The 26,105-nt window shown below is 58.0% G+C and carries 22 protein-coding genes; 6 read left to right on the top strand and 16 right to left on the bottom strand.

The window, feature by feature from the left end; translation table 11 throughout:
- Positions 1–4 precede the first annotated feature (4 nt).
- The 8 genes from ABLV04_RS25225 to ABLV04_RS25190 all read right to left on the bottom strand — a co-directional run bounded on the left by ABLV04_RS25225 (position 5) and on the right by ABLV04_RS25190 (position 9,820).
- Positions 5–1,369, bottom strand: a complete 1,365-nt coding sequence (locus ABLV04_RS25225) for an MFS transporter (protein WP_023288603.1) — start codon at positions 1,367–1,369, stop codon at positions 5–7.
- 159 nt (positions 1,370–1,528) lie between these two features.
- Positions 1,529–2,707: a Gfo/Idh/MocA family oxidoreductase gene (locus ABLV04_RS25220; protein WP_023288604.1), complete on the bottom strand. Its 1,179-nt coding sequence runs from the start codon at positions 2,705–2,707 to the stop codon at positions 1,529–1,531.
- Between the two features lie 333 nt (positions 2,708–3,040).
- Positions 3,041–4,402: an aromatic acid/H+ symport family MFS transporter gene (locus ABLV04_RS25215; protein ID WP_017898923.1), complete on the bottom strand. Its 1,362-nt coding sequence runs from the start codon at positions 4,400–4,402 to the stop codon at positions 3,041–3,043.
- A gap of 10 nt (positions 4,403–4,412) precedes the next feature.
- Positions 4,413–5,231, bottom strand: coding sequence for a TIM barrel protein (locus ABLV04_RS25210; RefSeq protein WP_032453585.1), 819 nt, complete (start codon positions 5,229–5,231; stop codon positions 4,413–4,415).
- 58 nt (positions 5,232–5,289) lie between these two features.
- Positions 5,290–6,981 carry an FAD-dependent oxidoreductase gene (locus ABLV04_RS25205; RefSeq protein ID WP_180266056.1) on the bottom strand — a complete coding sequence of 564 codons (1,692 nt, stop codon included), beginning with the start codon at positions 6,979–6,981 and terminating at the stop codon, positions 5,290–5,292.
- Between the two features lie 10 nt (positions 6,982–6,991).
- Positions 6,992–7,312, bottom strand: a complete 321-nt coding sequence (locus ABLV04_RS25200) for an NIPSNAP family protein (protein ID WP_004204812.1) — start codon at positions 7,310–7,312, stop codon at positions 6,992–6,994.
- 13 nt (positions 7,313–7,325) lie between these two features.
- Positions 7,326–9,002: an FAD-dependent oxidoreductase gene (locus tag ABLV04_RS25195; RefSeq protein ID WP_180266057.1), complete on the bottom strand. Its 1,677-nt coding sequence runs from the start codon at positions 9,000–9,002 to the stop codon at positions 7,326–7,328.
- Entirely contained in the window at positions 8,999–9,820 is an 822-nt protein-coding gene (locus ABLV04_RS25190) for a shikimate dehydrogenase (protein ID WP_048296853.1), read from the bottom strand. The genes ABLV04_RS25195 and ABLV04_RS25190 overlap by 4 nt, the downstream gene beginning before the upstream one ends.
- A 152-nt stretch (positions 9,821–9,972) precedes the next feature.
- On the opposite strand from ABLV04_RS25190, the gene ABLV04_RS25185 reads away from it, so the two are divergent.
- Positions 9,973–10,731, top strand: a complete 759-nt coding sequence (locus tag ABLV04_RS25185) for an IclR family transcriptional regulator C-terminal domain-containing protein (RefSeq protein ID WP_023288610.1) — start codon at positions 9,973–9,975, stop codon at positions 10,729–10,731.
- Between the two features lie 38 nt (positions 10,732–10,769).
- On the opposite strand, the gene ABLV04_RS25180 is transcribed toward ABLV04_RS25185, so the two are convergent.
- The 8 genes from ABLV04_RS25180 to ABLV04_RS25145 form a co-directional block, all read right to left on the bottom strand.
- Positions 10,770–11,102, bottom strand: a complete 333-nt coding sequence (locus ABLV04_RS25180; protein WP_048296855.1) for a hypothetical protein — start codon at positions 11,100–11,102, stop codon at positions 10,770–10,772.
- Positions 11,103–11,351: 249 nt separating this feature from the next.
- Positions 11,352–12,239: a heme o synthase gene (gene cyoE / locus ABLV04_RS25175; protein ID WP_002891629.1), complete on the bottom strand. Its 888-nt coding sequence runs from the start codon at positions 12,237–12,239 to the stop codon at positions 11,352–11,354.
- Positions 12,240–12,250: 11 nt separating this feature from the next.
- A complete protein-coding gene (locus ABLV04_RS25170; RefSeq protein WP_002891634.1) occupies positions 12,251–12,580 on the bottom strand; it encodes a cytochrome o ubiquinol oxidase subunit IV in 330 nt (109 codons plus the stop codon).
- On the bottom strand, positions 12,580–13,191 hold the full coding sequence (locus ABLV04_RS25165) for a cytochrome o ubiquinol oxidase subunit III (protein WP_002891635.1): 612 nt from the start codon (positions 13,189–13,191) through the stop codon (positions 12,580–12,582). Before ABLV04_RS25165 ends, ABLV04_RS25170 begins: the two co-directional genes overlap by 1 nt.
- Positions 13,181–15,172, bottom strand: a complete 1,992-nt coding sequence (gene cyoB / locus ABLV04_RS25160) for a cytochrome o ubiquinol oxidase subunit I (protein WP_004204804.1) — start codon at positions 15,170–15,172, stop codon at positions 13,181–13,183. The genes ABLV04_RS25165 and cyoB overlap by 11 nt, the downstream gene beginning before the upstream one ends.
- A 19-nt stretch (positions 15,173–15,191) precedes the next feature.
- Entirely contained in the window at positions 15,192–16,136 is a 945-nt protein-coding gene (gene cyoA / locus ABLV04_RS25155) for a cytochrome o ubiquinol oxidase subunit II (protein ID WP_004204802.1), read from the bottom strand.
- A gap of 479 nt (positions 16,137–16,615) precedes the next feature.
- Positions 16,616–18,091 carry a muropeptide MFS transporter AmpG gene (gene ampG, locus ABLV04_RS25150; RefSeq protein WP_032453853.1) on the bottom strand — a complete coding sequence of 492 codons (1,476 nt, stop codon included), beginning with the start codon at positions 18,089–18,091 and terminating at the stop codon, positions 16,616–16,618.
- Between the two features lie 43 nt (positions 18,092–18,134).
- Positions 18,135–18,713 (bottom strand): lipoprotein, encoded by a 579-nt coding sequence (locus ABLV04_RS25145; RefSeq protein ID WP_004204800.1) that lies wholly within the window; start codon positions 18,711–18,713, stop codon positions 18,135–18,137.
- Between the two features lie 302 nt (positions 18,714–19,015).
- On the opposite strand from ABLV04_RS25145, the gene bolA reads away from it, so the two are divergent.
- The 5 genes from bolA to lon all read left to right on the top strand — a co-directional run bounded on the left by bolA (position 19,016) and on the right by lon (position 25,972).
- Positions 19,016–19,333 carry a transcriptional regulator BolA gene (gene bolA / locus ABLV04_RS25140; protein ID WP_002891649.1) on the top strand — a complete coding sequence of 106 codons (318 nt, stop codon included), beginning with the start codon at positions 19,016–19,018 and terminating at the stop codon, positions 19,331–19,333.
- Between the two features lie 345 nt (positions 19,334–19,678).
- Positions 19,679–20,977 (top strand): trigger factor, encoded by a 1,299-nt coding sequence (gene tig, locus ABLV04_RS25135; protein WP_023288613.1) that lies wholly within the window; start codon positions 19,679–19,681, stop codon positions 20,975–20,977.
- 309 nt (positions 20,978–21,286) lie between these two features.
- Complete coding sequence (gene clpP, locus ABLV04_RS25130) at positions 21,287–21,910, top strand: ATP-dependent Clp endopeptidase proteolytic subunit ClpP (RefSeq protein ID WP_002891804.1); 624 nt, start codon at positions 21,287–21,289, stop codon at positions 21,908–21,910.
- Positions 21,911–22,159: 249 nt separating this feature from the next.
- Positions 22,160–23,434: an ATP-dependent protease ATP-binding subunit ClpX gene (gene clpX, locus ABLV04_RS25125; protein WP_002891807.1), complete on the top strand. Its 1,275-nt coding sequence runs from the start codon at positions 22,160–22,162 to the stop codon at positions 23,432–23,434.
- Between the two features lie 183 nt (positions 23,435–23,617).
- Positions 23,618–25,972 carry an endopeptidase La gene (lon, locus tag ABLV04_RS25120; RefSeq protein ID WP_023288614.1) on the top strand — a complete coding sequence of 785 codons (2,355 nt, stop codon included), beginning with the start codon at positions 23,618–23,620 and terminating at the stop codon, positions 25,970–25,972.
- The last annotated feature ends 133 nt before the right edge of the window (positions 25,973–26,105 follow it).

Genomic DNA, 26,105 nt, shown 5'->3' with positions numbered 1-26,105 from the left:
TTTTTTATACCCCTTTGATGAGCTGCTCTATCTCGAAGCGGTTGGTGACCTTGCTGTCGATTTTGATATACACCGAACGCTCCTCGGGCACCACCAGCGCCTGATGAACCCCGCTGGCGCTGAGCAGACGCGCCTGCAGCGCGCTGTCGACCACCACGCCGTCCGGTACCTCCACCCGCAGACTGCTGACGTAGGGCGGCTCGCTCATGGTGCTGGCCACCAGCAGCCACAGCATCGCCAGCAGCGCGCCCAGCAGAAACACGGTCTGTGAATCAAAGAAACCATCGACCCAGCCGCCAAGGGCGCCGCCAATCGCCACCCCGAGGAACTGGCTGGTGGAGTAGACGCCCATCGCGGTGCCTTTATAGCCCGCCGGCGACTCTTTGCTAATCAATGACGGCAGTAGCGCTTCCAGCAGGTTAAACGCCAGGAAGAAGAGCTGAACGCCCGCTACCAGTTCCCAGAAGTAGCCTCCGGCGCCCCAGAGGACAATTTCCGCAATCAGCAGGATGGCCACGCAGAGCAAAAAGACGCGCTTCATCTTGCGCTTCACTTCGGCGTAGATAATAAACGGCACCACCGAGATGAAGGAGATAACCATGGTGACCAGGTAAATCTTCCAGTGCTCGGCGGCCGGGAAGCCGGCGGCCTCCAGCTGTCCGGGTAGCGCGACAAACGTGGACATCAGCATGATGTGCAGGCACATGATGCCAAAGTTGAGCTTCAGCAGGCGCGGCTCCGCCAGCACCTTGCTAAAGCAGCCTTTCACCATCCCGGATTCGCGGTTAAGCACATGATTCTGGCTGTTGGGAACCACCCACAGGGTGAGCAGGATGCCGACGGTCGCCAGGATGGCGATCATCCAGAACAGGGCGTGCAGGCCCAGCTGATGGGTAATAATCGGCCCCAGCACCATGGCGATAGCGAAAGTGACGCCGAAGCTGACGCCAATAAACGCCATCGCTTTGGTGCGGTTCTGTTCGCGGGTGAGATCGGAGAGCAGGGCCATGACCGCGGCGGCGATGGCGCCGGAACCCTGCAGGGCGCGGCCAAGAATGATGCCCCAAATGGAGTCGGTGAGCGCGGCGATGACGCTGCCGAGCACGAAGATAAGCAGGCCGCCGACGATCAACGGCTTACGGCCAATACGGTCAGATAACAGTCCGAAGGGGATCTGGAACACCGCCTGCGCCAGACCGTAGATGCCGATCGCCAGGCCAATCAGCGCTTCACTGGCGCCCTGCAATGCCATGCCATACGTGGTCAGAACCGGCAGGACCATAAACATGCCAAGCATGCGCAGGGAGAATACCGTCCCCAAACCCCAGGTCGCGCGCAGTTCCCCTGGCGTCATTTTGTTATCGTTCATTACCACCTCAATATAAAAACTGCGCCTAGTGTAGCGGCGGGGGGTAAGAAGCGTAAATAAATGTTTGTTTAACAGATATTACGGGGCTGTTGCGTGATGCGACAAGTTGGTAAAAATCAATAAACCAGTGGAGGGGGACTCCACTGGCGAGGGGGAAAATTAAGGTAAAGTAAAGTCAACCCACTGGCTGCCGGCATCAGCCGATTTGACGCACTGCTCGACCCAGTAGACGCCGTGCAGCCCGGCTTCGACGTCCGGATACCAGAAGTCTTGCAGGAAGGCGCGATCGTCACGGTCCGTGGCGTCAATCGCCTGCGCATAGCGGCGATAGAGATTGGCCCAGGCTTCAAACAGCCCTTCCGGGTGGCCGCCGCCGATGCGATCGTCCGCCAGCGCGTTTGCGCTCAGGTAGGGCATCCCGCGTTCCAGAATGCGCGCCGGCTCGCCCTGCACCTCATAGCTGAGCTGGTTAGGATGCTCATCCCACCATTCGATACTCGCCTTTTCGCCGACGATGCGCACTTTTTGCGAGTGCATGGCGCCGCTGTTCACCGCGCTGGTCCACATCGAGCCAACCGCGCCGTTGTCATACTCCATCAGGACAAAGGCGTTATCTTCCAGCGGCGCGCGGGAGGGGACAAAGCTCTGGCGGGAGCACATCAGCCGTTTGATATTGAGCTGCGGCGCCATGGTTTCGGCGACAAACAGGGGATGGGTGGCCAGATCCCCCAGCACATAGCTGGGCCCGGCGAACTTCGGCGTTACGCGCCAGCGGGTGGATTCTGCCTGCAGCTCGACGGCCTGGTTATGAAAGCCGTGGGCGAACTGCATATTGACGATGCGGATCTCGCCGAGCAGCCCATCGGCAATCATCTGCCGCGCCTGCTGGATCATCTGATAGCCGGCGTAGCCGTAGGTGACGCCGACGATTTTGTTCTGTTTTTTGCTCAGGTCCACCAGCTCGCGCGCCTCTTCGGCGGTAAAGCAGAGGGGCTTTTCACAGATGACGTGGAGGCCCGCTTCCAGCGCCGCTTTGGTGATGGCGAAATGGGTATTGTTCGGGGTGGTGACCGAGACGACCTCGATCCCGTCAGGACGGCGGGCTTCTTCACGAAACAGGGTCTGGTAGTCGGCGTAGCAGCGCTCCGGCGCGATGCCCAGCTGCTCACCAAACGCGCGCCCGCGCTCGGCATCAACGTCAAGCGCGCCGGCCAGCAGGGTGTAAACATTGTCACGCAGCGCCGCACAGCGGTGGCTGTAGCCGATCTGGCTGGTTCCCCCGCCGCCGACCATGCCCCAACGCAGGGAACGGGATAAGGGTTTCAGACCGTTTAACATGGTGCTCTCCTTTTTGAAATCATTCGCACTCTGAGGCGCTCAATGCCGACGCCTGCGGCAACGCGCATCCGGATAAACTGACCTAAACTTAAGGAAATGTTTGTTCTGTTTCAATTGTTATGTGGAATTTATTTTTCATATATGCGAAGGGGATCGAATAAGCAGAAGTTTATTTTCTGCTGGATTGAAAAGAGGAGAGGGGAAACAACGGCAATGGGTGCAGGCCGGACGGTTGCGGAGTACTTTTCGTTACACGGCAAGATGAAATAAATGTTCTTTTTAGCCGCAGCGCGCGGTGCAATCCGCAGATTGCACCGGAGGAAGGATACCGCATTACGCTCCGCGCACAGACGCGGGGGCTGGCGAAGCGGCGGGAGGATTACCTGCGGCGAAGATGCCCTTCGCCGCCAGGCCTGCGACGGTGAGGGCAGCCGGGATGCCGAGGATCAAAAAGACGCTTTCGAAGGGCAGGTTGAGCGCCATCATCTCAGCGCCGGCAAAGGCGCTGAGGATCGCGCCGATCCGCCCGACGCCGTGCATCCAGCTGGAGCCGGTCGCCCGCGCCTGCGTGGGGTAGTAACGGGCGGAGAGGGCGTTCATGCCCGTATTGGCGCCGTTCAGGCAGGCGCCGCTGATAAACGCCAGCATGCAGAGCAAGGCAAAGCTGCCCGCGGCGTAGCCCATCGCCATGGTAAACAGGCCGCCGACGGCGTAGATCATTCCCAGCGCGCGATGGGGATTGATGCGGTCCATCAGCCAGCCGGCAAACAGCGAGCCGAGTGTGCCTCCCGCCTGGTAGATCGCCGTCATCACGGCCGCCTGGCTGACGGTAAGCCCGACCTCCTTAACCAGCGTTGGCAGCCAGCTGCCGAGAATATAGACCAGGAACAGCCCCATAAAATAGACCAGCCATAGCATCAACGAGCCAAAGCCGTACTGGCGGGAGAGCACAATGCGCATCGCGTTGCCGGCCGCCGGCTGCGCCGGCAGGATAAACGTCACGTTGTCGCTGATTTGTCCGGGATAAAGACGATTAAGGATGGCGCGAATGCGCGCCGCTGGCGCTTGTTTGATCACCAGAAAACGAACCGATTCCGGCAACCGCCAGATAAGCAGGGGGGCAAACAGCAGCGGCAGAATGCCGCCGAGCGCCATCAGCGAGTGCCAGCCAAACTGCGGGATCAGCCATGATGCGGTGAATCCTCCGGCCGCCGCGCCGAAGGTGAAGCCGCAGAAGATGACGGTAATAATAAATGAGCGCTGGCGTTCCGGAGCGTATTCCGACACCAGCGTCCCGATGTTCGGCATCGCGGCGCCCAGTCCAAGGCCGGTCATAAAGCGGAAGAACATCATCTGCTCAATGTTGTGCGAGAAGGCGGTGGCGATGGTCCAGAAGCCGAAGAAAAAGACGCTGTTGATGATGATCTTTTTGCGTCCCAGCCAGTCGGCGAGCGGGCCAGAGAAAATAGCGCCCAGCGCGAGGCCGATCAGCGCGGCGCTGATCACCAGGCCCAGCTGGTGGTTGCTTACCCCCCACTCCAGCTTCAGCGTCGGGGCGATAAAGCCCATGATCGCGATATCAAACCCATCGAGAGCGATAACGCAAAAGCCGAGAAAAATAATCTGCTTTTGAAAGCGGCTCAGCGGGTTACGGTTAATTAACTCTCTGACATCCAGGCGTTGAGTCTGTGTCATAGCGGATTCCTTATGCGCAGGAGCGCAGGTAGGGCTGCGCGGCAGTGAACAGTAATTGCGCCCGCTGGAGGGGCGGCAGGGCGCCCTGCTCGCCGTCGAGCGGCACCTCGAGGGAGACCGGCAGCGTCGCCGGCAGAGCCGACATCAGACCGTGCAGATCCAAACCGCCTTCCCCCGGCACGTTGCGCGCTGAGCGGGCCTGGCGGATGAGCTCCTGCTCGCTTTCCGGCCGCTGCGCCGCGCCATCGCAGAGCTGCATATAGTTCAGATGATGCGCGGGCAGGCTGGAGAGGGCGGCGAGCGATTCTCCCGCGCGCCAGAAATGAAGGGCGTCCACCAGGATGCCAATATCCTCCCGCCCGCTGGCGGCGATCAGCGCCTGCGCATCGGCGATCGTGCGCAGCTGGGTCCAGGGCATTGGCTCAAGGTTCATGGTCAGGCCAAACGGGCGGCCGGCCGCGGCGAGTGTGGCCAGGTTGTCGGCGCTGCGCTGCAGGTTGTCGTCATTCCCGGCGACTAACACCTGCCCGGCGCCAAGCCGCGCGGCGGTCTCCATAAAGCGCTGCAGCCGATCGTCGAGGGTAAACCCCGGGCTCAGGCGGACGATCTCCACGTCCGAGACGCGGATGCCGGTTTCCATCAGCGCGGCCAGGGTCGCGCGGACGGCGGGGGTATCGCCCAGCATATCGTAGTCCGGGTCGGCGGGGGTGGCGGGCAGCAGCCGCAGACCCACGTGGGTAAAACCGGTTCTGGCCGCTATCCGCACCTGTTCGGGGGGAGAGACATCGAGCAGGCTCAGCGCGGCGAGCGATAGGGTACGCATGTTCATAAATGGCTCCGGTTCAGTTGCAGGTGAAGTTAGCCAGGGTTATTGCCGTCCCTGGTTGTTATTGCTCTGTTTTTATTGTGTTTTCAGCCAGTTTTTTGCCCACCAGGTAGCCGAAGGTCATCGCCGGCCCGAGGGTGATCCCTCCGCTGGGGTAATAGCCGCGCATCACGCTCGACATGTCGTTGCCGATGGCGAACAGGCCCGGTATCGGCTGCTGCTGCCCGTCCAGCACCCGAGCGTGTGCGTCGGTTTGCAATCCGCTGAAGGTGCCCAGCGAGCCGGGCAGAATGCGCACCGCGTAGAACGGCCCTTCGCGCAGCGGTCCGAGCGTCACCTGATGGTCACCCTGCGCGCGGTTATAGGCCGATGCGCCGCGGTGAAAATCGACGTCTTCACCGGTGCTGGCGAAGTGATTAAAGCGTTCAACGGTTTCCGCCAGCGCATCGGTATCGATGGCGCACCGTTTCGCCAGCTCGGCCAGGGTGTTTCCTCGCAGCAGATAGCCGGTACGCAGCCAGGCGGTAGGGGTGAACGGGAAGGGCCTGGCGTGGCCCAGGCCATAGCGGCGCAGCGCGCGCCGATCGGCCAGCAGCCAGGCCTGCGGCGTGTCGCCCGTGGGCGTCGCCGCCAGCAGGGCGGCGATAAAGTCGTGATAGGAGTCGGCCTCGTTAACAAAGCGTTTGCCGTTAGGCAGGACGGCGATCACCCCGGGCTTGGCTCGCTCCACCAGATGGGGAAACATCAGCTGCTGGCCGCTGGCGAGGGTGACGCGGGACACCGGCGCCCAGGCCAGCGGGTGGCGCAGGCGGGTATCGAACTGGCCGCCGACGGATTCGCCAAGGCGGATCCCCTCGCCCTGATTGTCAGGCGGCGCGGCGGAGAAATGGCCGTAGCCCTCCGCGGCGTGAGGCACCACCTGCGCCAGGCGCTGCCGATCGTGGGGAAAACCGCCGCAGGCGAGCACCACGGCGCCCGCTTCGACGTGCATCTCCCCGTCATCGCTGCGCAGCACCGCGCCGGACACGCCCTGCGGCCCCTGCAGCAGCCGAACCGCAGGCGCATTGAGTTGAAAGCGCACTCCGGCGTCGAGGGCGGATCGCAGCAGACGGGCGACCAGCGCATTGCCATTGACCAGATGCTGCCCCCGTCCGGCGCGCAACCGCTGCCAGCCGTGGCGCAGCAGGCGGCGGGCGGCATACAGCGCGGAGCGCGGCGAGCGGGTGGCGTTAAAAAAATGCGCCATGTCCGCGCCGCCGGCGATGCCCATCCCGGCCAGGCTGATGGTCTCCAGCGGCGGGCGCAGTCGGTGGAGCCAGTCGCCGAGCAGGCGGCCATCGTAGGGCTGAGCGGTCACCGACCGCCCACCGTTCGCCGCGCCCGGCGACGCGTGAAAATCCGGCATAGCGCTGCCTGACAGAAACTTCACCGCCGTCCGCTGATGAAAAAAATCCACCATTTCCGGCCCGTGACGCAGGAAGGTCTGCAGGCGAACGTCGGCGGCTTCGCCCCCCATCTCATGCTGCAGATAGGTCAGCGGAGCATCGGCCGCTTCGTCGATGCCCTCCGCCCGCGCCAGCGGGTTACGGGGGATCCACAGCCAGCCGCCGGACCAGGCGCTGGTTCCGCCGAGCACTGACGCCTTCTCCGCCACCATGACGCTGGCGCCGTGCATTGCCGCGGTGACCGCGGCAGAGAGTCCCGCCGCGCCGGAGCCGACCACCAGCATATCCACCTTCACAGGCCCGCTCATGATGGACTCCTTACTGCAATGGTGAAAAGGCGGTGGGGCGCATCAGCACCGACTCGAGGCGCTCCACGGCGGCCAGTTCGCGATTTTTCCGCGAGAAGGTCTGCCAGCGCTCGTCCTGGGCCATCCGCGCGCGGCGTACCAGGCGATCGTCCAGGCTTTCGTAAGCCCAGATGTGCACTACCTGATTGACCACGCCGATCTCGGTAAAGAAGAAGCCGATCAGTTTGCCGAGATGGTCAGTTTGCACCGCCAGGGCATCGCTTTGGTACAGCGCCAGCCAGTCGGCCATTTTCAGCGGATTGATGGTGTAGGTGCGTTTTTCGTAGATCATGATGTTTTCCTGATTAGTGGGTGGCGGGTTGCGCCAGATGGCAGGCGGCGAGGTAGCCAAACGTCAGCCCCGGGCCAAGGGTGATGCCGGGACCCGGGTAGGTGCCGGCCATCAGCGAATCCATGTCGTTTCCCACCGCGTACAGCCCCGCGATAGGCTTTCCTTCGGCGTTGACGACCTGGGCATCGGCGGTGGTGACCAGACCCCGGGAAGTCCCCAGATCGCCGGTATAGAGTTTGATGGCATAGAACGGCGCGCTGAGCAGGGGAGCGTTGCAGGCGTCAGGGTGATGGCCCGGATCGCCCATCGCCCGGTTATAGCTGTTGCCGCCTTTGGCAAACTCACGGTCCACGCCCTGCGCGGCGTCACGATTGTAGCGGGCGACCGTCTCGCTCAGGGTGTGGGCATCCAGCCCAAGCTGCTGCGCCAGCGCGGCCAGGGTGTCGGCTTTGTGCAGATAGCCGGCGGCGATCAGGGCGTCATTGTTCACCGGCGCCGGGCGCGCCAGCCCGAGGCCGTAACGCTTCATCGCCTGGGCGTCGCACAGTAAAAAGCAGGGGGCATTCTCCGCAGCACGCTGCATCGCGCTGGCAAAATGGTGATAGGAGCTGGACTCATTAACGAAGCGTACCGCCCGCTGATTGACGGCAATCACGCCCGGCTTGGCCCGGTCGGTCACCAGGTGGGGGAAGCGCTCCTCGCTGCCGTCGGACCGGGTCAGCACCGATACCGGCGCCCAGAAAAAGTTGGATGCCCGATCGGCTCCCTCGCGAGCGTTAAGCGCCGCCGCGAGACGCAGCGCGGCGCCATCATTGGCCGGCGGCGACATGGTGAAGTGCTCTCGGGTGTCAGGCCGATAGCGCGCCGCCAGCGCGCCAGCGGCAAAACCGCCTGCGGCCAGCACCACTCCGCGCCGGGCGTGCAGCGTCTCTCTTTGCCCCTGACACTCGATCTCTACCCCGGTGACCGCGCCTTGCGCTTCGCACAGTGCCAGAACATTGACATTCAGCCGCAGGCTCATGCCTTTACGCAGCGCCGTGGTCGCCATGCGGGCAATCAGCGCATTGCCCATCGCCAGGCGGGTGCCGCGAGGGTATGTCACCCGGTCGCGGGCGTAGCGCAGCAGCAGTCGGGTGCAATGGGCCAGGGAGCGCAGCGAGCGACGCATATCGAGAAAATGTTGAATGTCGGCGCGGTTGACCATCATTCCGCCAAACAGCAGCATCCCCGGCGGCGGCGAACGCAGGTCGCGAAACGCGTCACCCAGTTCACGGCCGTCATACTCCACCACCTCCAGCGCCCGACCGACGTCGACGGCGCCGGGCTCATCCGGATAGTAATCAGGTGAGAGTGGGCGCAGGCTATATTTCACCGCCCCCTCGCGCTCCAGAAAGGCGAGGGCCTCTCGCCCGGCGCTGATAAACGCCTCGGCGATATCTTCGCGGTAGTGGGCCTCGCCGATAATGGTTCGCAGATAGGTTTTGATCGCTTCGGCGCTACCGCTTTTGCCCGCGGCGCGCGCCTGGTCGGTATCGTGCAGCCACACGGCGCCGCCAGAGATGGCCGAGGTGCCGCCGAACTGACCGGCTTTCTCCAGCATCAGCACCGACAGCCCTTTGCAGCTGGCGGTGACCGCGGCGGCAAAGCCAGCGGCGCCGCTGCCGATGACGATCACGTCCCAGCTCTTCATGCCGCCGCTCCCTGCGCCGGCGGGATGGCGCCGATAAACTGGCCCATCAGCGTCATCTGCGCCAGCGCCATTTCCGGCCCGGTCTGTACCCGGCAGCCGCGGGCGGCGGCGAAGGTGAGCAACGGCGTCATCACCGGGGCGGTGACAACGTCAGCCACGTGGGTGGCGCTGCCGAGCGTCTCCAGCAGCGCCTGCGGCAGGGGCAGCGCATCAAATCCGGCCATGCCGGCCGGCGAGCCGTTGACCAGCAGATCGACGCCGTGCAGGGTGTCCGGCAGCGCGCTCAGTCGCACCGCCGGAAAGGCTTCAGCCAGAAGATCGTGCAGGCGTTGCCGGGTGGCGGGGTTTTGATCGTGCAGAGCCAGCTGACGGAGCCCCGCCTCGCACAATCCCCAGGCGATGGCGCTGCCGACGCCGCCGCAACCGGAGAGCAGCGCCTGCTTACCTGCCGGCTGAAAACCCTGAGCCTCGGCGGCGAGCAGAAAGCCGACGCCGTCCAGCATATCGCCCTGTAACCGGCCATCCGCCAGCTTGCGGATCACATTGATGGCGTTGAGTCGGCGGGCGCGCGGCGTAAGCTCGTCGACCAGCGCGGCGGCGCGTTGTTTATGCGGCACCGTCACCAGCACGCCGCTCATGTTCTGCCAGCCGCGCAGGGCGTTGAGGTAGGCGGCCACCGCGTCCGGGGCGATATCCACCGGGATCATGACGCTGTCCATGTGCTGTTCGGCAAAGTAGCGGTTGAAGTTATCCGGTGATTTCACCTGGGCAATCGGATGACCAATCACGGCGACAACCTGGGTAGTTCCACTGACCATTGCAAACCTCATTTGTTAAATGAATGTTGTGAAAGTATTTCAGTGGAAGCTGGGAGCGACAACGCAGAATTCGGACATGTCGGTTGTTAATCGCACGATCGCTGCGATAATCGCAGGAAATCGATAATGATGTTGCAAAAATGTGAGCGAATATGCAAAACACCATTCATCCTCGCGATCTGATCGTCGGTTTACAAAAAGGGTTGGCGCTCATCCAGCTTTTTTCTAAAACCTGCCCAAAGCTCACCGTCGCTCAGGCGGCGAAAATGAGCGGCCTGACGCAAAGCGCGGCACGACGTTTTCTGTTGACGCTGCTGCATGAGCGCTATTTGCAAACCGATGGGCGCTATTACTGGCTTACCCCGAAGACGCTGCGGCTTGGTCAGGCCTACGTCGATTCGGCGCAGTTTCCCCGCATGGTGCGGCCGATTGTCGAATACATCGCCAGCCGGACCGAGGAGCACGCCTCGGTGGGGGTGGTGGATGAAGATGAACTGGTCTATATCGCCCGCAGCCGTCACACGCCATTTAACTCCACGTCGGTTCGGCTTGGGGAGCGGGTGCCCATCTTTTGTACCGCCGGGGGGCGGTTATGGCTGGCTTCGCTGCCGGAAGCAGAGTGTGAAGCGGTTCTACAGCGCATTACCCGGGAACAACGCACGCCCTATACGGTGACCGACGTCGCGTCGTTGATGGAGAAGATTGCCCAGGTGCGGCGTCAGGGTTATGCCACTATCGAGCAGGAGTTTGAGATTGGTATGCTGGTGCTGGCGGTACCGTTAACCGACAGGGAAGGGACCTGGTGGGGAGCGTTAAGTCTGACCAGTCATCAATCGCGGACTTCGCTGGACGCGTTATGCCGCGACCACCTTGATCTGCTCTATAGCGCGCAGGCGATGCTGGTGGGTTAAACAGGGCAGCCGATGCGCTGCCCTCGGCGAGACGTCGTTTAGGCTGACGCTTTGTTGAGGAAGCTGCTCCAGTCGCTGGCGGCGTTATCGACAAAGGTGTTCCAGCTGGTGCCGGCGGTATTGACGAAGCTACCCCAGTTTTCCTTACCGGTGGTCACAAAGGTTTCCCAGTTTGTCTGACCGGTCAGGAAGGAACCAAACGCCATCGCGCTGTCGCCAACGAATGAGGCGAAGGCGGTACCGGAGGTGAGGACAAACGAGGTGAAGCCGACGGCAGAGTTGGCGACAAAGCTGGCGAAGCCGTTGGCCGCGCCTAACAGGTTAAAGCCGCCGGAGATGTACTCCATTTCGTTCAGTGTTAATTCTTTCATTGCGATTCCTTGTAGTGAATATTTCCCAAACGGGTGTAAACCCGAGGCGAAAAGTAGCATCGCGGGCGCGTGCGGCGCGAGCGATACCCGGTTAGCACAAGCTCATTTTTTCCTCATTTTTTGGGCGTGAGATAGCGAAACCGATGCGGGGGAGGGGAGGAAAAGTATGAAATGAGAAAGGAACCAATTTGAAACAGAAAAGAAAAAGCCCCGTCAAAACGGGGCTTTATATCGTACTGGAGAGCGAGATTATCTCACGTAAGCCAGCAGGCTATGTGAATCCGGCACCATAAAGTCAACGGACATCATCACGGACAGCGCAGTGATGGCGACGATGGAAAAGACGAACAGCTTGCGCGCCCAGACTTTGTCATCTGCCACTTTGTAGCCACGCAGCGCCATACCCAGCCACCAGACGCTGACCGCTGCCGCCACGACCAGGTATTTATACCCGGCGTAACCGCCCAGCGAGAGCATCAGGGTCGCAACGGCAAAGGCGACGATGTACAGCGTAATATGGTTTTTGGCGACCGAAATGCCTTTCACCACCGGCAGCACCGGAATATTCGCCGCCTGATAATCCTTAAAGCGGAAAATCGCGATGGCGTAGGAGTGAGGCATCTGCCACAGGCTAAAGATAGCCAGCAGGATCGCCGCACCGCTGTCGAAATCACCGGTGACCGCGCAGTAGCCAATCACCGGCGGCGCTGCGCCGGAGAGTGAGCCAATCAGCGTGCCGTAGACAGAGTGGCGTTTCATGTACAGGCTGTAGACGCCGACATAAACCACGAACCCCATCACCCCCAGCCAGCAGGCCAGCGGATTTGCGCCGAACCACAGCAGCATAAAGCCAGCAATACCCAGCAAGGTGGCGTACACCAGCGAAGCTTCTGGCGAGATCAGCCCTTTGACCAGCACCCGGTTTTTCGTCCGTTCCATCTTACGATCGATGTCCCGGTCGATGTAGTTGTTGAATACACAACCCGAGGCGACCACCAGGGATACTCCAAGGAGCGTCCAGACGAACAGCGGATAGTCGATGTGGCCTTTGGAGGCCAGCAGGAAACCGCCGATCACGGAGATCAGGTTGCCAAAAATAATGCCTGGTTTCGTAACTTGCAGGTATTGCTTAAACATACTCGCCGCTCTTAGTGCATCATCATGTTGTAGTTCAGGTTCCACATAATCCAGATGGAGCCGACAACCACGATCGCAATGATGATTACGGTGAAGATAAATGCGGTCAGGTTCCAGCCTTCATCGGACTTGCTGTTCATATGCAGGAAGTACACGAGGTGTACCACGATCTGCACCACAGCGGTCACCAGAATGGTGCCAAGGATAACCGCATGCGAGGCGGAGCCACTCATCACCATGGCGAACGGAATGACCGTCAGGATGATGGACAGGATAAATCCTGTCATGTAGCTCTTCACGCTGCCGTGAGAAGCGCCGCTATGATCGGTAGAATGACTCATTACATCGCCCCCATCAGATAGACAACCGAGAACACGCAGATCCACACGACGTCCAGGAAGTGCCAGAACAGGCTCAGGCACAGGATACGCGTGCGGTTAGTGCTGGTCAGGCCACGACGTGAAACCTGGAACATCAGCACCGCCATCCAGATAAGGCCAGAGGTCACGTGCAGACCGTGGGTGCCGACCAGCGCGAAGAACGCGGACAGGAAGCCACTACGATCCGGACCAAAGCCTTCCATGATCAGGTGATGGAATTCATAGATTTCCATCCCGATAAATCCGGCGCCAAACAGCCAGGTCAACGCCAGCCAGGAAACCACCTGGCTCTTGTTGTTTTTGTACATGGCGATAGCCGCCATGCCGTAGGTGATGGAGCTGAACAGCAGCAGTGCGGTTTCAACCAGAACGAACGGCAGTTCGAAAATATCTTTGCCAGTCGGTCCGCCGGCCGTGCCGTTCACCAGAACGGCATAGGTAGCAAACAGCGTAGCGAAGATAATGCAGTCGCTCATCAGGTAGATCCAGAAACCGAATACCTTCATCGGTCCTGTATCATGGTGCCCGTGTTCATGCGCGTGGGCAGTATGCGCAAGAGTATCAGTTGCCATTTTTCAGCCCTGCTTTGTTAATCTCATCGAAATGCTGTTTTTCCAGTTTTTCGACTTCTGCAACCGGTACGTAGTAATCCACGTCCTCGTCAAAGCTCTTAATAATCCAGGTCGCTACGATGCCGATGAAGCTGGCGATCGCCATCCACCAGATATGCCAGATCATGGCGAAACCAAATACCGTCGCGAAGGCGGCAATGACGATGCCGGCGCCGCTGTTTTTCGGCATATGAATTTCTTCATAGTGAGCAGGCTGTTTGTACGCTTCACCTTTCTCTTTCATTTCCCAGAAGGCGTCACGCTCGTGAACCTGAGGAACGATAGCGAAGTTGTAGAACGGCGGTGGAGAAGAGGTTGCCCACTCCAGCGTACGGCCACCCCACGGGTCACCGGTCAGGTCACGGTTCTGATCGCGGTCGCGAATAGAGACGTAGAACTGAATCAGCTGGCACAGGATACCGCAGGCGATCAGCGCCGCACCGCAAGCTGCAACAACCAGCATCGGGTGGAACTGCGGATCGATCTGCTGGCTCAGACGACGGGTCATCCCCATGAAGCCCAGCACGTACAGCGGCATAAATGCTACGAAGAAGCCGATGATCCAGAACCAGAAAGCGCGTTTGCCCCAGGTTTCGTTCAGGGTGAAGCCAAAGGCTTTCGGCCACCAGTAGGTCAGACCTGCGAAGCAACCGAATACCACGCCGCCGATGATAACGTTATGGAAGTGCGCGATCAGGAACAGGCTGTTGTGCAGAACGAAGTCCGCGCCCGGTACCGCCAGCAGCACGCCGGTCATCCCACCTACGGAGAAGGTCACGATAAAGCCGATAGTCCACATCATCGCCGAGTTGAAGACGATGCGACCCTGATACATGGTGAACAGCCAGTTGAAGATCTTAACCCCGGTCGGGATCGCGATAATCATGGTGGTAATACCGAAGAAGGCGTTTACGTTTGCGCCGGCACCCATGGTGAAGAAGTGGTGCAGCCAAACGATGAACGACAGAACGGTAATACAGACGGTTGCCCACACCAGAGAGGTGTAACCGAACAGACGCTTACGCGAGAAGGTCGCGGCGATTTCGGAGAAGACCCCGAACACCGGCAGAACCAGGATGTACACTTCCGGGTGACCCCAGGCCCAAATCAGGTTGATGTACATCATCATGTTGCCACCCATATCGTTGGTAAAGAAATGGGTGCCCAGGTAACGATCCAGGGTCAGCAGCGCGATGGTGACGGTCAGAATTGGGAAAGAGGCGATAATCAGGATGTTAGCGCACAGAGATGCCCAGGAGAATACCGGCATCTTGAACATGGTCATGCCCGGGGCGCGCATCTTGATAATGGTCACGAAGAAGTTAATACCGGTCAGGGTAGTACCGATACCGGAGAGCTGCAGCGCCCAAATCCAGTAGTCGACCCCTACGCCAGGACTGTACTCAATTCCCGACAGCGGCGGATAGGCCAGCCAACCGGTCTGCGCGAACTCACCGACGCCCAGAGACAGGTTAACCAGAATCACGCCCACAACGGTGAACCAGAAGCTCAGGTTGTTGAGGAACGGGAAGGCTACGTCGCGTGCGCCGAGCTGAAGCGGAACCACCAGGTTCATCAGACCGATAACGAACGGCATCGCCACGAAGAAGATCATAATAACGCCGTGGGCGGTAAAGATCTGATCGTAGTGATGAGGCGGCAGGAAGCCTGCTTCCCCGGCCGAGGCCAGCACCTGCTGGCTACGCATCATGATGGCGTCAGCAAAGCCACGCAGCAGCATGACGATTGCCACGATAACGTACATGATACCGAGACGTTTGTGGTCGACAGAGGTCAGCCACTCGTTCCATAGGTAGGACCACTTACCGAAGTAAGTGATGGCCGCCAGAAGCGCCAGTCCCCCAATGATAATCGCAGCCACCGTTACCACGATAATAGGTTCGTGGTAGGGCACTGCATCCAGTGTAAGTTTTCCGAACATCGTTTTCTTCCTCGGCCCCTTAGTGAGCGGTTTCCGCGTGGCTCATGTCCATGCCTTCCATCCCGTCGTGAGCGGCATGCTCGCCTTCAGGTTTGGACATGTTCATGCTCTCGTGAGACATGAATTTGTTCACAACATCTTTGAACAGATCCGGCTTCACGTTAGAGAAGTATTCCACTTTGTTATATTCGCTAGGCACAGCCACTTTCTCGAACGCGGCCATAGAGTCCATAGCGTTCGGAGACTGTTTCGCTTTTTCAACCCACTGATCGAAAGTTGCACGATCCGGGGTAGCAATCGCTTTGAACTTCATACCAGAGAAGCCCGGGCCACTGTAGCTAGCGGAGATACCGTCATAAGTACCAGCTTCGTCAGCAATGAGGTGCAGCTGAGTCTGCATCCCGGCCATTGCGTAGATCTGGCTGCCTAAGCGCGGAATAAAGAACGAGTTCATCACCGAGTTAGAGGTCACTTTGAAGTGTACCGGTACGTTCGCCGGGAAGGCGATTTCGTTAACGGTAGCAATACCCTGTTCCGGATAGATAAAGAACCATTTCCAGTCCATCGATACGACTTCGATGGTGATTGGTTTCTCGTCATGGACAAGCGGTTTGCTTGGCTCCAGTGCGTGAGTGGTTTTCCAGGTCAGAACGGCCAGGAACAGGATGATCAGAATAGGTACCGTCCAGACCACAGCTTCCACTTTATTGGAGTGTGACCAGTTCGGGCTATACTTCGCATCTTTATTGCTCGCGCGATACTTCCAGGCAAATCCTACTGCCATCAAGACGGCGGGAATAACGACAATCATCATCAGGCCGAAGGCCGTCAGAATCAAAGAGCGTTGCTCCAGTCCAATCTGTCCTTTTGGGTCAAGGAGTGCAGAATCACAACCACTGAGTAATACAGTACCTGCGATTAATGACATCCATCCCAAACTTTTATTGTATTTCCTGAGTCTCATTGAACGACCTCAATTCCACGGGATCTGGTGGCGTTTAAAGTGTACGGGCATTTTACGGTAAGGTTGCATTACTGTAAACATGATTGGATCTCTGTCAGTTCTGTGTTAGCGGCTTCTGCTTGCTTTGTCACATATGTTACGTAGTGTTACGTAATCGCTTGCAAAGCCTGATTTTCGTGGGATCGATAACGAAAGGGATAAGAAAAGGAGTGCTTAGCGGCGAATGGGCATAACCACCCAAAAATTAGAACAATTGTTTAACATTTAATTATCAAATAAAAGACATTGTGGAAACGTAAAATAAAATCGGCTTAGCTGAATCGGTTAAATTATTTAAAGAATCGAATAAAAACTGTCAATAATTTCCAGAAAACAAAAACGCACAAAACAACAAATAGCGCGGCGGGCAATATAAAAGCGTTAATAAGCCGTTATAATTACGTTTCGTAATTACAACGGCTAATAATGATGCAGCGTCCTTAAATCAGGTGGGTTTTACGCAGCGCCAGGTAGTCGAGCAGGCCGCCGAGCAAAATACCGCCAACGGCCGTCAGCGCGGCAACCTCCAGCAGGCCGGACAGGAAGCTGAACGACGTATAATCCAGCGCGTTGAGGATCAGCAGACCCAGCCATACCGCCAGCAGCAGGCAGCCCAGCGTCAGGATCCCCAGCGCCAGCGCATAGGCCTGCGGATATTCGCTACGCGGTATAAAGCTTGCCGTGCGTTGGGTATGCTCGAGCGTTTGCCGGCACAGCAGCAGCAGCGCGATCCCCGGCACCGCCGCGACCACAGAGAAGAGATAGAAGGTGGACCAGCCGTGGGCCTCGACGAACCAGCCGGCGATCGGCCCGACGTACACGCGGCCAACCGCGGACAGCGCCGAGAGCAGCGCGAACTGGGTGGCGGAGAACGACTTGTTGCACAACGTCATCAGCAGCGCCACAAACGCCGCCGTGCCCATTCCCCCGCACAGGTTCTCAAAGAATACCGCGGTCGCCATGGAATAGAGGTGCTTATCGGTAATCGACAGCAGCCAGTAGCCGGCGTTGGAGACCCCCTGCAGCAGACCGAAGATCAGCAGCGCCCGGAACAGCGTCAACCGCTGCATCAGGACGCCGCCGTACAGGGCACCGAGAATGGTGGCGAACAGGCCTAAGGTTTTGTTCACCATCCCCACTTCACCGGCGTCAAAACCGACGCCGCGGATGAGAAAGGTGGTGGTCAGGCTCATGGCAAACGCATCGCCAAGCTTATAAAGAACGATGAGCAACAGAATAAGCCAGGCGTTGTTGCGGCCGAAAAAATCGCGCAGCGGTGCAACCACCGCCTGCTCCAGCGATCGGGGAACCGGGATGACGTCGCTCGGCTCGGGCGCCAGCAGCGTGGCGATGATGCAGGGCACCAGCAGCGCCGCCATCAGCCAGTACATCCCCTGCCAGCCGAGATAGCGGTCGGCGAGCCACAGAGCCAGACCGCCGGAGACCAGCATCCCGAGGCGATAGCCCAGCACGCTGATCGCGGCGCCGGCGCCGCGCTCTTCCGCCGGCAGAACGTCGGTTTTCCAGGCGTCAAAGACAATGTCCTGCGACGCTGAACAGAAGGCGATCACCACCGCCAGCGCCGCCATCCAGCGCAGCTGGGAGACGGGTTCAAGAAAGCCCATCGCCGCGATGGCCAACAGGAGCAGGATCTGGGTGGTGACCAGCCAGCCGCGACGTCGGCCGAGAAACGGCGGCGTGTAGCGGTCCATCAGCGGGGACCAGAGAAATTTAAAGACATAGGCCTGGCCGACCAGCGAGAAAAAACCGATCGTTTTCAGATCGATATTTTCCACCGTCATCCAGGCCTGCAGGGTACCGGAGGTGAGGGCCAGCGGCAGACCGGAGGCGAAGCCGAGGATCAGCAAAATCGCTGATTTAGGCTGCTGAAAAATGCGTAAGTAATGACTGGACATAGCATAAAGCACGAACCCGGCGGAGGCCGGGTTCGTGGTGGCATTAACGCGCGTTTTGCTTGATGAAATCGTGAATGCTGGTGTCCTGCGCCATATCGGCGATGGTATCGGTCAGGACGCTGTTAACGGCATCAGCGATGTTTTTGTTCGAGGCCTGGAAGGCGCCTTCAACCGAGTAGCTGGCGCGGTAGTTTTTGGTCATCTTGGTGCCGTTTGCCGCGGTGGCGATGATGGCGATATCGGCTTTGGTGGCGATGTTGTAGCGCACGTTGCCCTGGGAGACGTCAGCGTAAAGTTTGTTGACGATGATCTGCAGATCGACTGCGCCGTTCGGGCCAATCATATAGCCGCGCGCGGTCATTTGTTTCTCCAGCACTTCCTGCAGCAGGAAGCGCAGGTCGCGGGAGGCGGTGAGGGTGACCTGTTGGTTGTCGCGCGTCACTTTCGCCAGCGCCTGGTCCGGACGCTGGTCGGCGCCGTTGATGCTGACGGTCACGCCCATCAGGCTCGGATCCTGCTGCGGCAGCGTGATTTTCGGCGATACTTCAATGGTGGTCGGCGGCGTGGCGCATCCTGCCAGCATAAACATGGCGACCAACGGGAAAAGGATCTTCTTAAGCATGTTCAGGTCTCAACGCATGGTGTTGTTATAAGGAAAATTACCGCCATCATAGCATTGCCAACGGCAAGGGGAAGTGGCAACGCGTGTAAATCCATCGCCCTGGCGGTTTTCTGAGCGCCCCGCTACGGTTAATCGCTCTTTCCCCGGCGGATCTGGCGACCAGAGCCAGTAAACGTGATACTTTTGAATGAAAATATCAGAACAATGCTAATTTTTTGTTGTTTTCTCCTAATGGAAGCGGTAAAAGCGGCTAACATTTAAAAGGAGTGGCGGCATCTCAGCGTTGTCGGAGGAGAAAATTCATGATGATACGTGAACAGATCGAAGCAAAACTTAGAGCAGCGTTCGACCCGATGTATCTCGAAGTCGTGGATGAAAGTTATCGTCACAACGTCCCTGCGGGCTCTGAAAGTCATTTTAAAGTGGTGTTAGTGAGCGATCGCTTCACTGGCGAGCGTTTCCTTAATCGCCACCGTATGATCTACGGCACGCTAACCGAGGAGCTGTCGAATACGGTGCACGCCCTGGCGTTGCACACCTACACGATTAAAGAATGGGAAGCGCTACAGGATACGGTTTTCGCCTCGCCGCCGTGCCGCGGCGCGGGGAGCATCGCCTAGAAATCCCATTTGCAACCGCTGGCGCTTTTCCAGTATGTTGCTTGCAGATTTAGCAAAAACGGCCTACGGGCCGTTTTGTTTTGCCTGGAAAATGCGCAAAGTCAGCGCTTTTGCGGACAAAATTGAGCGGGAAATGTGAAAAATGCCGCAGCACCAGGCGACAACCGTTCTCGACTCACAAAAGTGATGCCGCTATAATGCCGCGTCTTATATATGAATGTCTTCGGGATGATTCTGACGACAGGGAATGTGTTTCTGATTTGAAGAGGGCATCCCGGTTCTGCGAAGCCACCTACACGCGCTTCCAGAGTTGACCGAGCACTGTGATTTTTTTGAGGTAACAAGATGCAAGTTTCAGTTGAAACCACTCAGGGCCTTGGGCGCCGTGTAACGATTACTATCGCCGCTGACAGCATCGAGAATGCTGTCAAAAGCGAGCTGGTCAACGTAGCGAAAAAAGTTCGCATTGACGGCTTCCGTAAAGGCAAAGTGCCGATGAATGTTGTTGCTCAGCGTTATGGCGCATCCGTTCGCCAGGACGTGCTGGGCGACCTGATGAGCCGTCATTTCGTTGACGCGATCATCAAAGAAAAAATCAATCCGGCCGGCGCGCCGAACTACGTTCCGGGCGAATACAAACTGGGCGAAGACTTCACCTACGCGGTAGAGTTCGAAGTGTACCCGGAAGTTGAACTGCAGGGTCTGGAAGCGATCGAAGTAGAAAAACCGGTTGTTGAAGTGACCGACGCTGACGTTGACACCATGCTGGAAACCCTGCGCAAGCAGCAGGCCACCTGGAAAGACAAAGAAGGCGCAGTTGACGCTGAAGATCGCGTAACCATCGACTTCACCGGTTCCGTAGACGGCGAAGAGTTCGAAGGCGGCAAAGCGTCTGACTTCGTACTGGCGATGGGTCAGGGTCGTATGATCCCGGGCTTCGAAGACGGTATCAAAGGCCACAAAGCGGGTGACGAGTTCACCATCGACGTGACCTTCCCGGAAGAGTACCACGCTGAAAACCTGAAAGGTAAAGCGGCTAAGTTCGTTATCAACCTGAAGAAAGTTGAAGAACGTGAACTGCCGGAGCTGACCGAAGAATTCATCAAACGTTTCGGCGTGGAAGATGGTTCCGTCGCTGGCCTGCGCGCTGAAGTGCGTAAAAACATGGAACGCGAGCTGAAAGGCGCTGTGCGTAACCGCGTGAAGTCTCAGGCTATCGAAGGTCTGGTTAAAGCTAACGAAATCGACGTTCCGGCGGCCCTGATCGACAGCGAAATCGACGTGCTGCGTCGCCAGGCTGCTCAGCGTTTCGGTGGCAACGAGAAACAGGCTCTGGAACTGCCGCGTGAGCTGTTCGAAGAGCAGGCTAAACGCCGCGTAGTGGTTGGCCTGCTGCTGGGCGAAGTGATTCGCACCAACGAGCTGAAAGCTGACGAAGAGCGCGTGAAAGGCCTGATCGAAGAGATGGCTTCTGCTTACGAAGATCCGTCAGAAGTGGTTGAGTTCTACAGCAAGAACAAAGAGCTGATGGACAACATGCGCAACGTGGCGCTGGAAGAGCAGGCTGTTGAAGCCGTGCTGGCGAAAGCCAAAGTGTCTGAAAAAGCCACTTCCTTCAACGAACTGATGAACCAGCAGGCGTAATTTCGCCGCGATGGTTTAAGGTTCGTGCAAAAACCCGTTGCCGAAAGGCGGCGGGTTTTTTTTTAGGATAATGCCAGCCTCAGGCACGGTGCTAAAACGCATTTACCATGATAGCGTTACAGCAAAAGCTTGTTATGCTTGAAATATGGCAACGCCATCCCCATTACCGGGGGAGGCAAGTGCATCCGCAATTGCACGCGTGTTGAAGAGGCGGTGACGCGTTCAGCGGATAGAAACTGTGGCTGATAATCCGTCCGTAAGGTTACAATCAGTGCAGCAGGTATTTTAAAATTACTCCAGGAGACGGAAATGTCATACAGTGGCGAACGAGACAACTTTGCACCCCATATGGCCCTGGTGCCGATGGTCATTGAACAGACCTCACGCGGTGAACGTTCTTTTGATATCTACTCCCGTCTGCTTAAGGAACGCGTCATTTTTCTGACCGGCCAGGTCGAAGACCACATGGCAAACCTGATCGTGGCGCAGATGCTGTTTCTGGAAGCGGAAAACCCGGAAAAAGACATTTACCTGTACATTAACTCTCCGGGCGGGGTGATCACCGCCGGGATGTCGATCTATGACACCATGCAGTTCATCAAGCCGGACGTCAGCACCATCTGTATGGGACAGGCCGCGTCCATGGGCGCGTTCCTGTTGACCGCCGGGGCGAAGGGCAAGCGTTTCTGCCTGCCGAACTCCCGCGTGATGATCCACCAGCCGCTGGGCGGCTATCAGGGGCAGGCGACGGATATTGAGATCCACGCCCGTGAAATCCTGAAGGTGAAAGGACGCATGAATGAGCTGATGGCGCATCATACCGGCCAGTCTCTTGAGCAGATTGAGCGTGACACCGAGCGTGACCGCTTCCTCTCTGCTGCGGAAGCCGTGGAGTACGGACTGGTCGACTCTATTTTGACCCATCGTAATTGATGCCCGAGGCGCAAGGGTGCCGCTTTACGCTGCATCCTTCTCGCCACGTCTGCTAAGCGGTTGGCATTTTTCCGGAGGCTTGCCGGGCAGGCAGGCGGCCGGTAGCTTCGCTACCGCCTCGATGTAGCGCGAAGGATTTTGTGTATATACTAATGAAGGGCGGCACAACGCTATATGGCGGCTTGCGCCTGAGAATGGCATTTGCGTCGTCGTGTGCGGCACAAAGAACTTAAAAAGAGGTTTGGACTCATGACAGATAAACGCAAAGATGGATCGGGCAAATTGTTGTATTGCTCTTTTTGCGGCAAAAGCCAGCATGAAGTGCGTAAGCTGATCGCCGGGCCATCCGTGTATATCTGCGACGAATGCGTTGATTTATGTAACGACATCATTCGCGAAGAGATTAAAGAAGTTGCGCCGCACCGCGAGCGCAGCGCGCTGCCGACGCCGCACGAGATTCGCCACCACCTTGATGACTACGTCATCGGTCAGGAACAGGCGAAAAAAGTGTTGGCGGTCGCGGTATACAACCACTACAAACGTCTGCGCAATGGCGATACCAGCAATGGCGTAGAGCTGGGTAAAAGTAACATTCTGCTGATCGGGCCGACCGGCTCCGGTAAAACGCTGCTGGCGGAAACGCTGGCGCGCCTGCTGGATGTGCCGTTTACCATGGCGGACGCCACCACCCTGACCGAAGCCGGTTATGTGGGTGAGGACGTCGAAAATATCATTCAGAAACTGCTGCAGAAGTGCGACTACGACGTGCAGAAAGCGCAGCGCGGCATCGTCTATATCGACGAAATCGACAAAATTTCGCGTAAATCCGACAACCCGTCGATTACCCGCGACGTCTCCGGCGAAGGCGTGCAGCAGGCGCTGCTGAAGCTTATCGAAGGCACCGTCGCCGCCGTTCCACCGCAGGGCGGGCGCAAACACCCGCAGCAGGAGTTCCTGCAGGTTGATACCTCCAAGATCCTGTTTATCTGCGGCGGCGCGTTTGCCGGTCTGGATAAAGTGATTTCCCACCGTGTGGAAACCGGCTCCGGCATTGGTTTTGGCGCGACGGTTAAAGCGAAGTCCGACAAAGCGAGCGAAGGCGAACTGCTGGCCCAGGTCGAGCCGGAAGATCTGATCAAGTTTGGTTTGATTCCGGAATTCATTGGCCGTCTGCCGGTAGTGGCGACCCTGAACGAGCTGAGCGAAGAAGCGCTGATCCAGATCCTGAAAGAGCCGAAAAACGCCCTGACCAAGCAGTATCAGGCGCTGTTTAGCCTGGAAGGCGCAGAGCTTGAATTCCGCGACGAAGCGCTGGATGCCATCGCCAAGAAAGCGATGGCGCGTAAAACCGGCGCCCGTGGCCTGCGTTCCATTGTGGAAGCGGCGCTGCTGGACACCATGTATGACCTGCCTTCGATGGAAGATGTCGAAAAAGTGGTCATTGATGAGTCGGTTATCGCCGGGCAGAGCAAACCGTTGCTGATCTACGGCAAACCGGAAGCTCAGCAGGCATCTGGCGAATAATTAGCCATTTCACTCAAGCAGTTAACAAAAAGGGGGGATTTTATCTCCCCTTTTATTTTTCCTGCATTCCCGCCGTTGAATGTGTGGAATACATCCCCATATACTGGATTACATATTAACGACGATGCAGTGGAGTGTGGCGTCGTCGGCTACCTGGCGGACTTTAAACTAAGAGAGAGCTCTATGAATCCTGAGCGTTCTGAACGCATTGAAATCCCCGTATTGCCGTTGCGCGATGTGGTGGTTTATCCGCACATGGTCATACCCCTGTTCGTAGGGCGGGAAAAATCTATCCGTTGCCTCGAAGCGGCCATGGACCATGATAAAAAAATCATGCTGGTTGCGCAGAAAGAAGCGTCGACGGATGAGCCGGGTGTAAACGATCTTTTCACCGTTGGAACCGTGGCGTCTATTTTGCAGATGCTGAAGCTGCCGGACGGCACCGTGAAGGTGCTGGTCGAAGGGCTACAGCGTGCACGCATTTCTGCGCTGTCTGATAATGGCGAACATTTCTCGGCGAAAGCGGAGTATCTCGACTCGCCGGCGATTGACGAACGTGAGCAGGAAGTGCTGGTTCGTACCGCTATCAGCCAGTTTGAAGGCTATATCAAGCTGAATAAAAAGATCCCACCGGAAGTGCTGACGTCGCTGAACAGCATCGACGATCCGGCGCGCCTGGCGGATACCATCGCGGCGCATATGCCGCTGAAGCTGGCGGACAAGCAGTCCGTGCTGGAGATGTCCGACGTCAACGAACGTCTGGAATATCTGATGGCGATGATGGAATCGGAAATCGATCTGCTGCAGGTTGAGAAGCGCATTCGCAACCGCGTCAAAAAGCAGATGGAGAAATCCCAGCGCGAGTACTATCTGAACGAGCAAATGAAAGCGATTCAGAAAGAACTCGGCGAGATGGACGACGCCCCGGACGAAAACGAAGCGCTGAAGCGCAAGATCGACGCGGCGAAAATGCCGAAAGAGGCGAAAGAGAAAACCGAAGCGGAACTGCAGAAGCTGAAGATGATGTCGCCGATGTCTGCGGAAGCGACCGTCGTGCGTGGCTACATCGACTGGATGGTGCAGGTGCCGTGGAATGCGCGCAGTAAGGTCAAAAAAGACCTGCGTCAGGCCCAGGAGATCCTCGATACCGATCACTATGGTCTGGAGCGCGTGAAGGACCGCATCCTTGAGTATCTCGCGGTGCAGAGCCGGGTGAACAAAATCAAGGGGCCGATCCTCTGCCTGGTGGGACCGCCGGGGGTAGGTAAAACCTCGTTGGGTCAATCTATCGCCAAAGCGACCGGCCGGAAATACGTCCGCATGGCGCTGGGCGGCGTGCGCGATGAAGCGGAAATTCGCGGTCATCGTCGGACCTATATTGGCTCGATGCCGGGCAAACTGATCCAGAAAATGGCGAAAGTGGGGGTGAAAAACCCGCTGTTCCTGCTGGATGAGATCGACAAAATGTCTTCCGACATGCGCGGCGACCCGGCTTCCGCGTTGCTTGAGGTGCTGGATCCGGAACAGAACGTGGCCTTTAACGACCACTATCTGGAAGTGGATTACGATCTCAGCGACGTGATGTTCGTGGCGACGTCCAACTCCATGAACATTCCGGCGCCGCTGCTGGACCGTATGGAAGTAATTCGCCTCTCGGGTTACACCGAAGATGAAAAACTGAACATCGCCAAGCGTCACCTGCTGCCGAAGCAGATCGAACGCAACGCGCTGAAGAAAGGCGAACTGACCGTCGACGATAGCGCCATTATCGGCATTATTCGTTACTACACCCGTGAAGCGGGCGTTCGTAGCCTGGAGCGTGAAATCTCCAAGCTGTGCCGTAAGGCCGTTAAGCAGCTGTTGCTGGATAAAACGCTGAAACACATCGAAATTAACGGTGAGAATCTGCATGATTATCTCGGCGTGCAGCGCTTCGACTATGGCCGCGCCGATAGTGAGAACCGCGTCGGTCAGGTGACCGGTCTGGCGTGGACGGAAGTGGGCGGCGATCTGCTGACCATCGAAACCGCCTGCGTACCGGGTAAAGGCAAACTGACCTACACCGGCTCGCTGGGCGAGGTGATGCAGGAGTCGATTCAGGCTGCTCTGACCGTGGTACGTTCGCGGGCGGACAAGCTGGGCATTAACGCCGACTTCTACGAGAAGCGTGATATTCACGTCCACGTACCGGAAGGGGCGACGCCGAAGGATGGTCCGAGCGCGGGTATCGCCATGTGTACGGCGCTGGTCTCCTGCCTGACCGGCAACCCGGTACGCGCCGATGTGGCGATGACCGGGGAGATTACGCTGCGTGGTCAGGTGCTGCCAATCGGCGGTCTGAAGGAAAAACTGCTGGCGGCGCATCGCGGCGGTATTAAGACTGTTCTGATTCCTGATGAGAACAAACGCGACCTTGAAGAAATTCCGGATAACGTTATCGCCGATTTGGATATCCATCCGGTGAAACGAATCGAGGAAGTTCTGACACTTGCGCTGCAGAACGAACCGTTCGGCATGCAGGTTGTGACCGCGAAATAGTGATTCTGCGCAAATTGCGCTAATAAAAATAGGGCTGGTAAGTCATTTCGGACTTGCCAGCCTTTTTTTGTGTAGCTAACTTAGATCGCTGGCAGGGGGGTCATCGACAACTGCTGTTGTAAGGGCATGACAG

Origin of the sequence: Klebsiella sp. JN_Kp127, from assembly GCF_040062505.1 — a bacterium.
GTDB lineage: Bacteria > Pseudomonadota > Gammaproteobacteria > Enterobacterales > Enterobacteriaceae > Klebsiella > Klebsiella quasipneumoniae.
The sequence above is the reverse complement of the archived record's forward strand: the minus strand, read 5'-3'. Positions and strand labels throughout refer to the sequence as shown.

Bases quoted from the DNA above. Each gene is read 5' to 3' on its own strand.
- ABLV04_RS25220 (WP_023288604.1), bottom strand. From the start codon at position 2,707: ATGTTAAACGGTCTGAAACCCTTATCCCGTTCCCTGCGTTGGGGCATG.
- ABLV04_RS25180 (WP_048296855.1), bottom strand. From the start codon at position 11,102: ATGAAAGAATTAACACTGAACGAAATGGAGTACATCTCCGGCGGCTTT.
- ABLV04_RS25170 (WP_002891634.1), bottom strand. From the start codon at position 12,580: ATGAGTCATTCTACCGATCATAGCGGCGCTTCTCACGGCAGCGTGAAG.
- clpX (WP_002891807.1), top strand. From the start codon at position 22,160: ATGACAGATAAACGCAAAGATGGATCGGGCAAATTGTTGTATTGCTCT.
- clpP (WP_002891804.1), top strand. From the start codon at position 21,287: ATGTCATACAGTGGCGAACGAGACAACTTTGCACCCCATATGGCCCTG.
- ABLV04_RS25195 (WP_180266057.1), bottom strand. From the start codon at position 9,002: ATGAAGAGCTGGGACGTGATCGTCATCGGCAGCGGCGCCGCTGGCTTT.
- cyoB (WP_004204804.1), bottom strand. From the start codon at position 15,172: ATGTTCGGAAAACTTACACTGGATGCAGTGCCCTACCACGAACCTATT.
- ABLV04_RS25215 (WP_017898923.1), bottom strand. From the start codon at position 4,402: ATGACACAGACTCAACGCCTGGATGTCAGAGAGTTAATTAACCGTAAC.
- ABLV04_RS25165 (WP_002891635.1), bottom strand. From the start codon at position 13,191: ATGGCAACTGATACTCTTGCGCATACTGCCCACGCGCATGAACACGGG.
- ABLV04_RS25190 (WP_048296853.1), bottom strand. From the start codon at position 9,820: ATGGTCAGTGGAACTACCCAGGTTGTCGCCGTGATTGGTCATCCGATT.
- ABLV04_RS25210 (WP_032453585.1), bottom strand. From the start codon at position 5,231: ATGAACATGCGTACCCTATCGCTCGCCGCGCTGAGCCTGCTCGATGTC.
- ABLV04_RS25185 (WP_023288610.1), top strand. From the start codon at position 9,973: ATGCAAAACACCATTCATCCTCGCGATCTGATCGTCGGTTTACAAAAA.
- cyoE (WP_002891629.1), bottom strand. From the start codon at position 12,239: ATGTTTAAGCAATACCTGCAAGTTACGAAACCAGGCATTATTTTTGGC.
- ABLV04_RS25200 (WP_004204812.1), bottom strand. From the start codon at position 7,312: ATGATCTACGAAAAACGCACCTACACCATCAATCCGCTGAAAATGGCC.
- ABLV04_RS25145 (WP_004204800.1), bottom strand. From the start codon at position 18,713: ATGCTTAAGAAGATCCTTTTCCCGTTGGTCGCCATGTTTATGCTGGCA.
- tig (WP_023288613.1), top strand. From the start codon at position 19,679: ATGCAAGTTTCAGTTGAAACCACTCAGGGCCTTGGGCGCCGTGTAACG.
- bolA (WP_002891649.1), top strand. From the start codon at position 19,016: ATGATGATACGTGAACAGATCGAAGCAAAACTTAGAGCAGCGTTCGAC.
- ABLV04_RS25205 (WP_180266056.1), bottom strand. From the start codon at position 6,981: ATGAGCGGGCCTGTGAAGGTGGATATGCTGGTGGTCGGCTCCGGCGCG.
- lon (WP_023288614.1), top strand. From the start codon at position 23,618: ATGAATCCTGAGCGTTCTGAACGCATTGAAATCCCCGTATTGCCGTTG.
- ampG (WP_032453853.1), bottom strand. From the start codon at position 18,091: ATGTCCAGTCATTACTTACGCATTTTTCAGCAGCCTAAATCAGCGATT.
- ABLV04_RS25225 (WP_023288603.1), bottom strand. From the start codon at position 1,369: ATGAACGATAACAAAATGACGCCAGGGGAACTGCGCGCGACCTGGGGT.
- cyoA (WP_004204802.1), bottom strand. From the start codon at position 16,136: ATGAGACTCAGGAAATACAATAAAAGTTTGGGATGGATGTCATTAATC.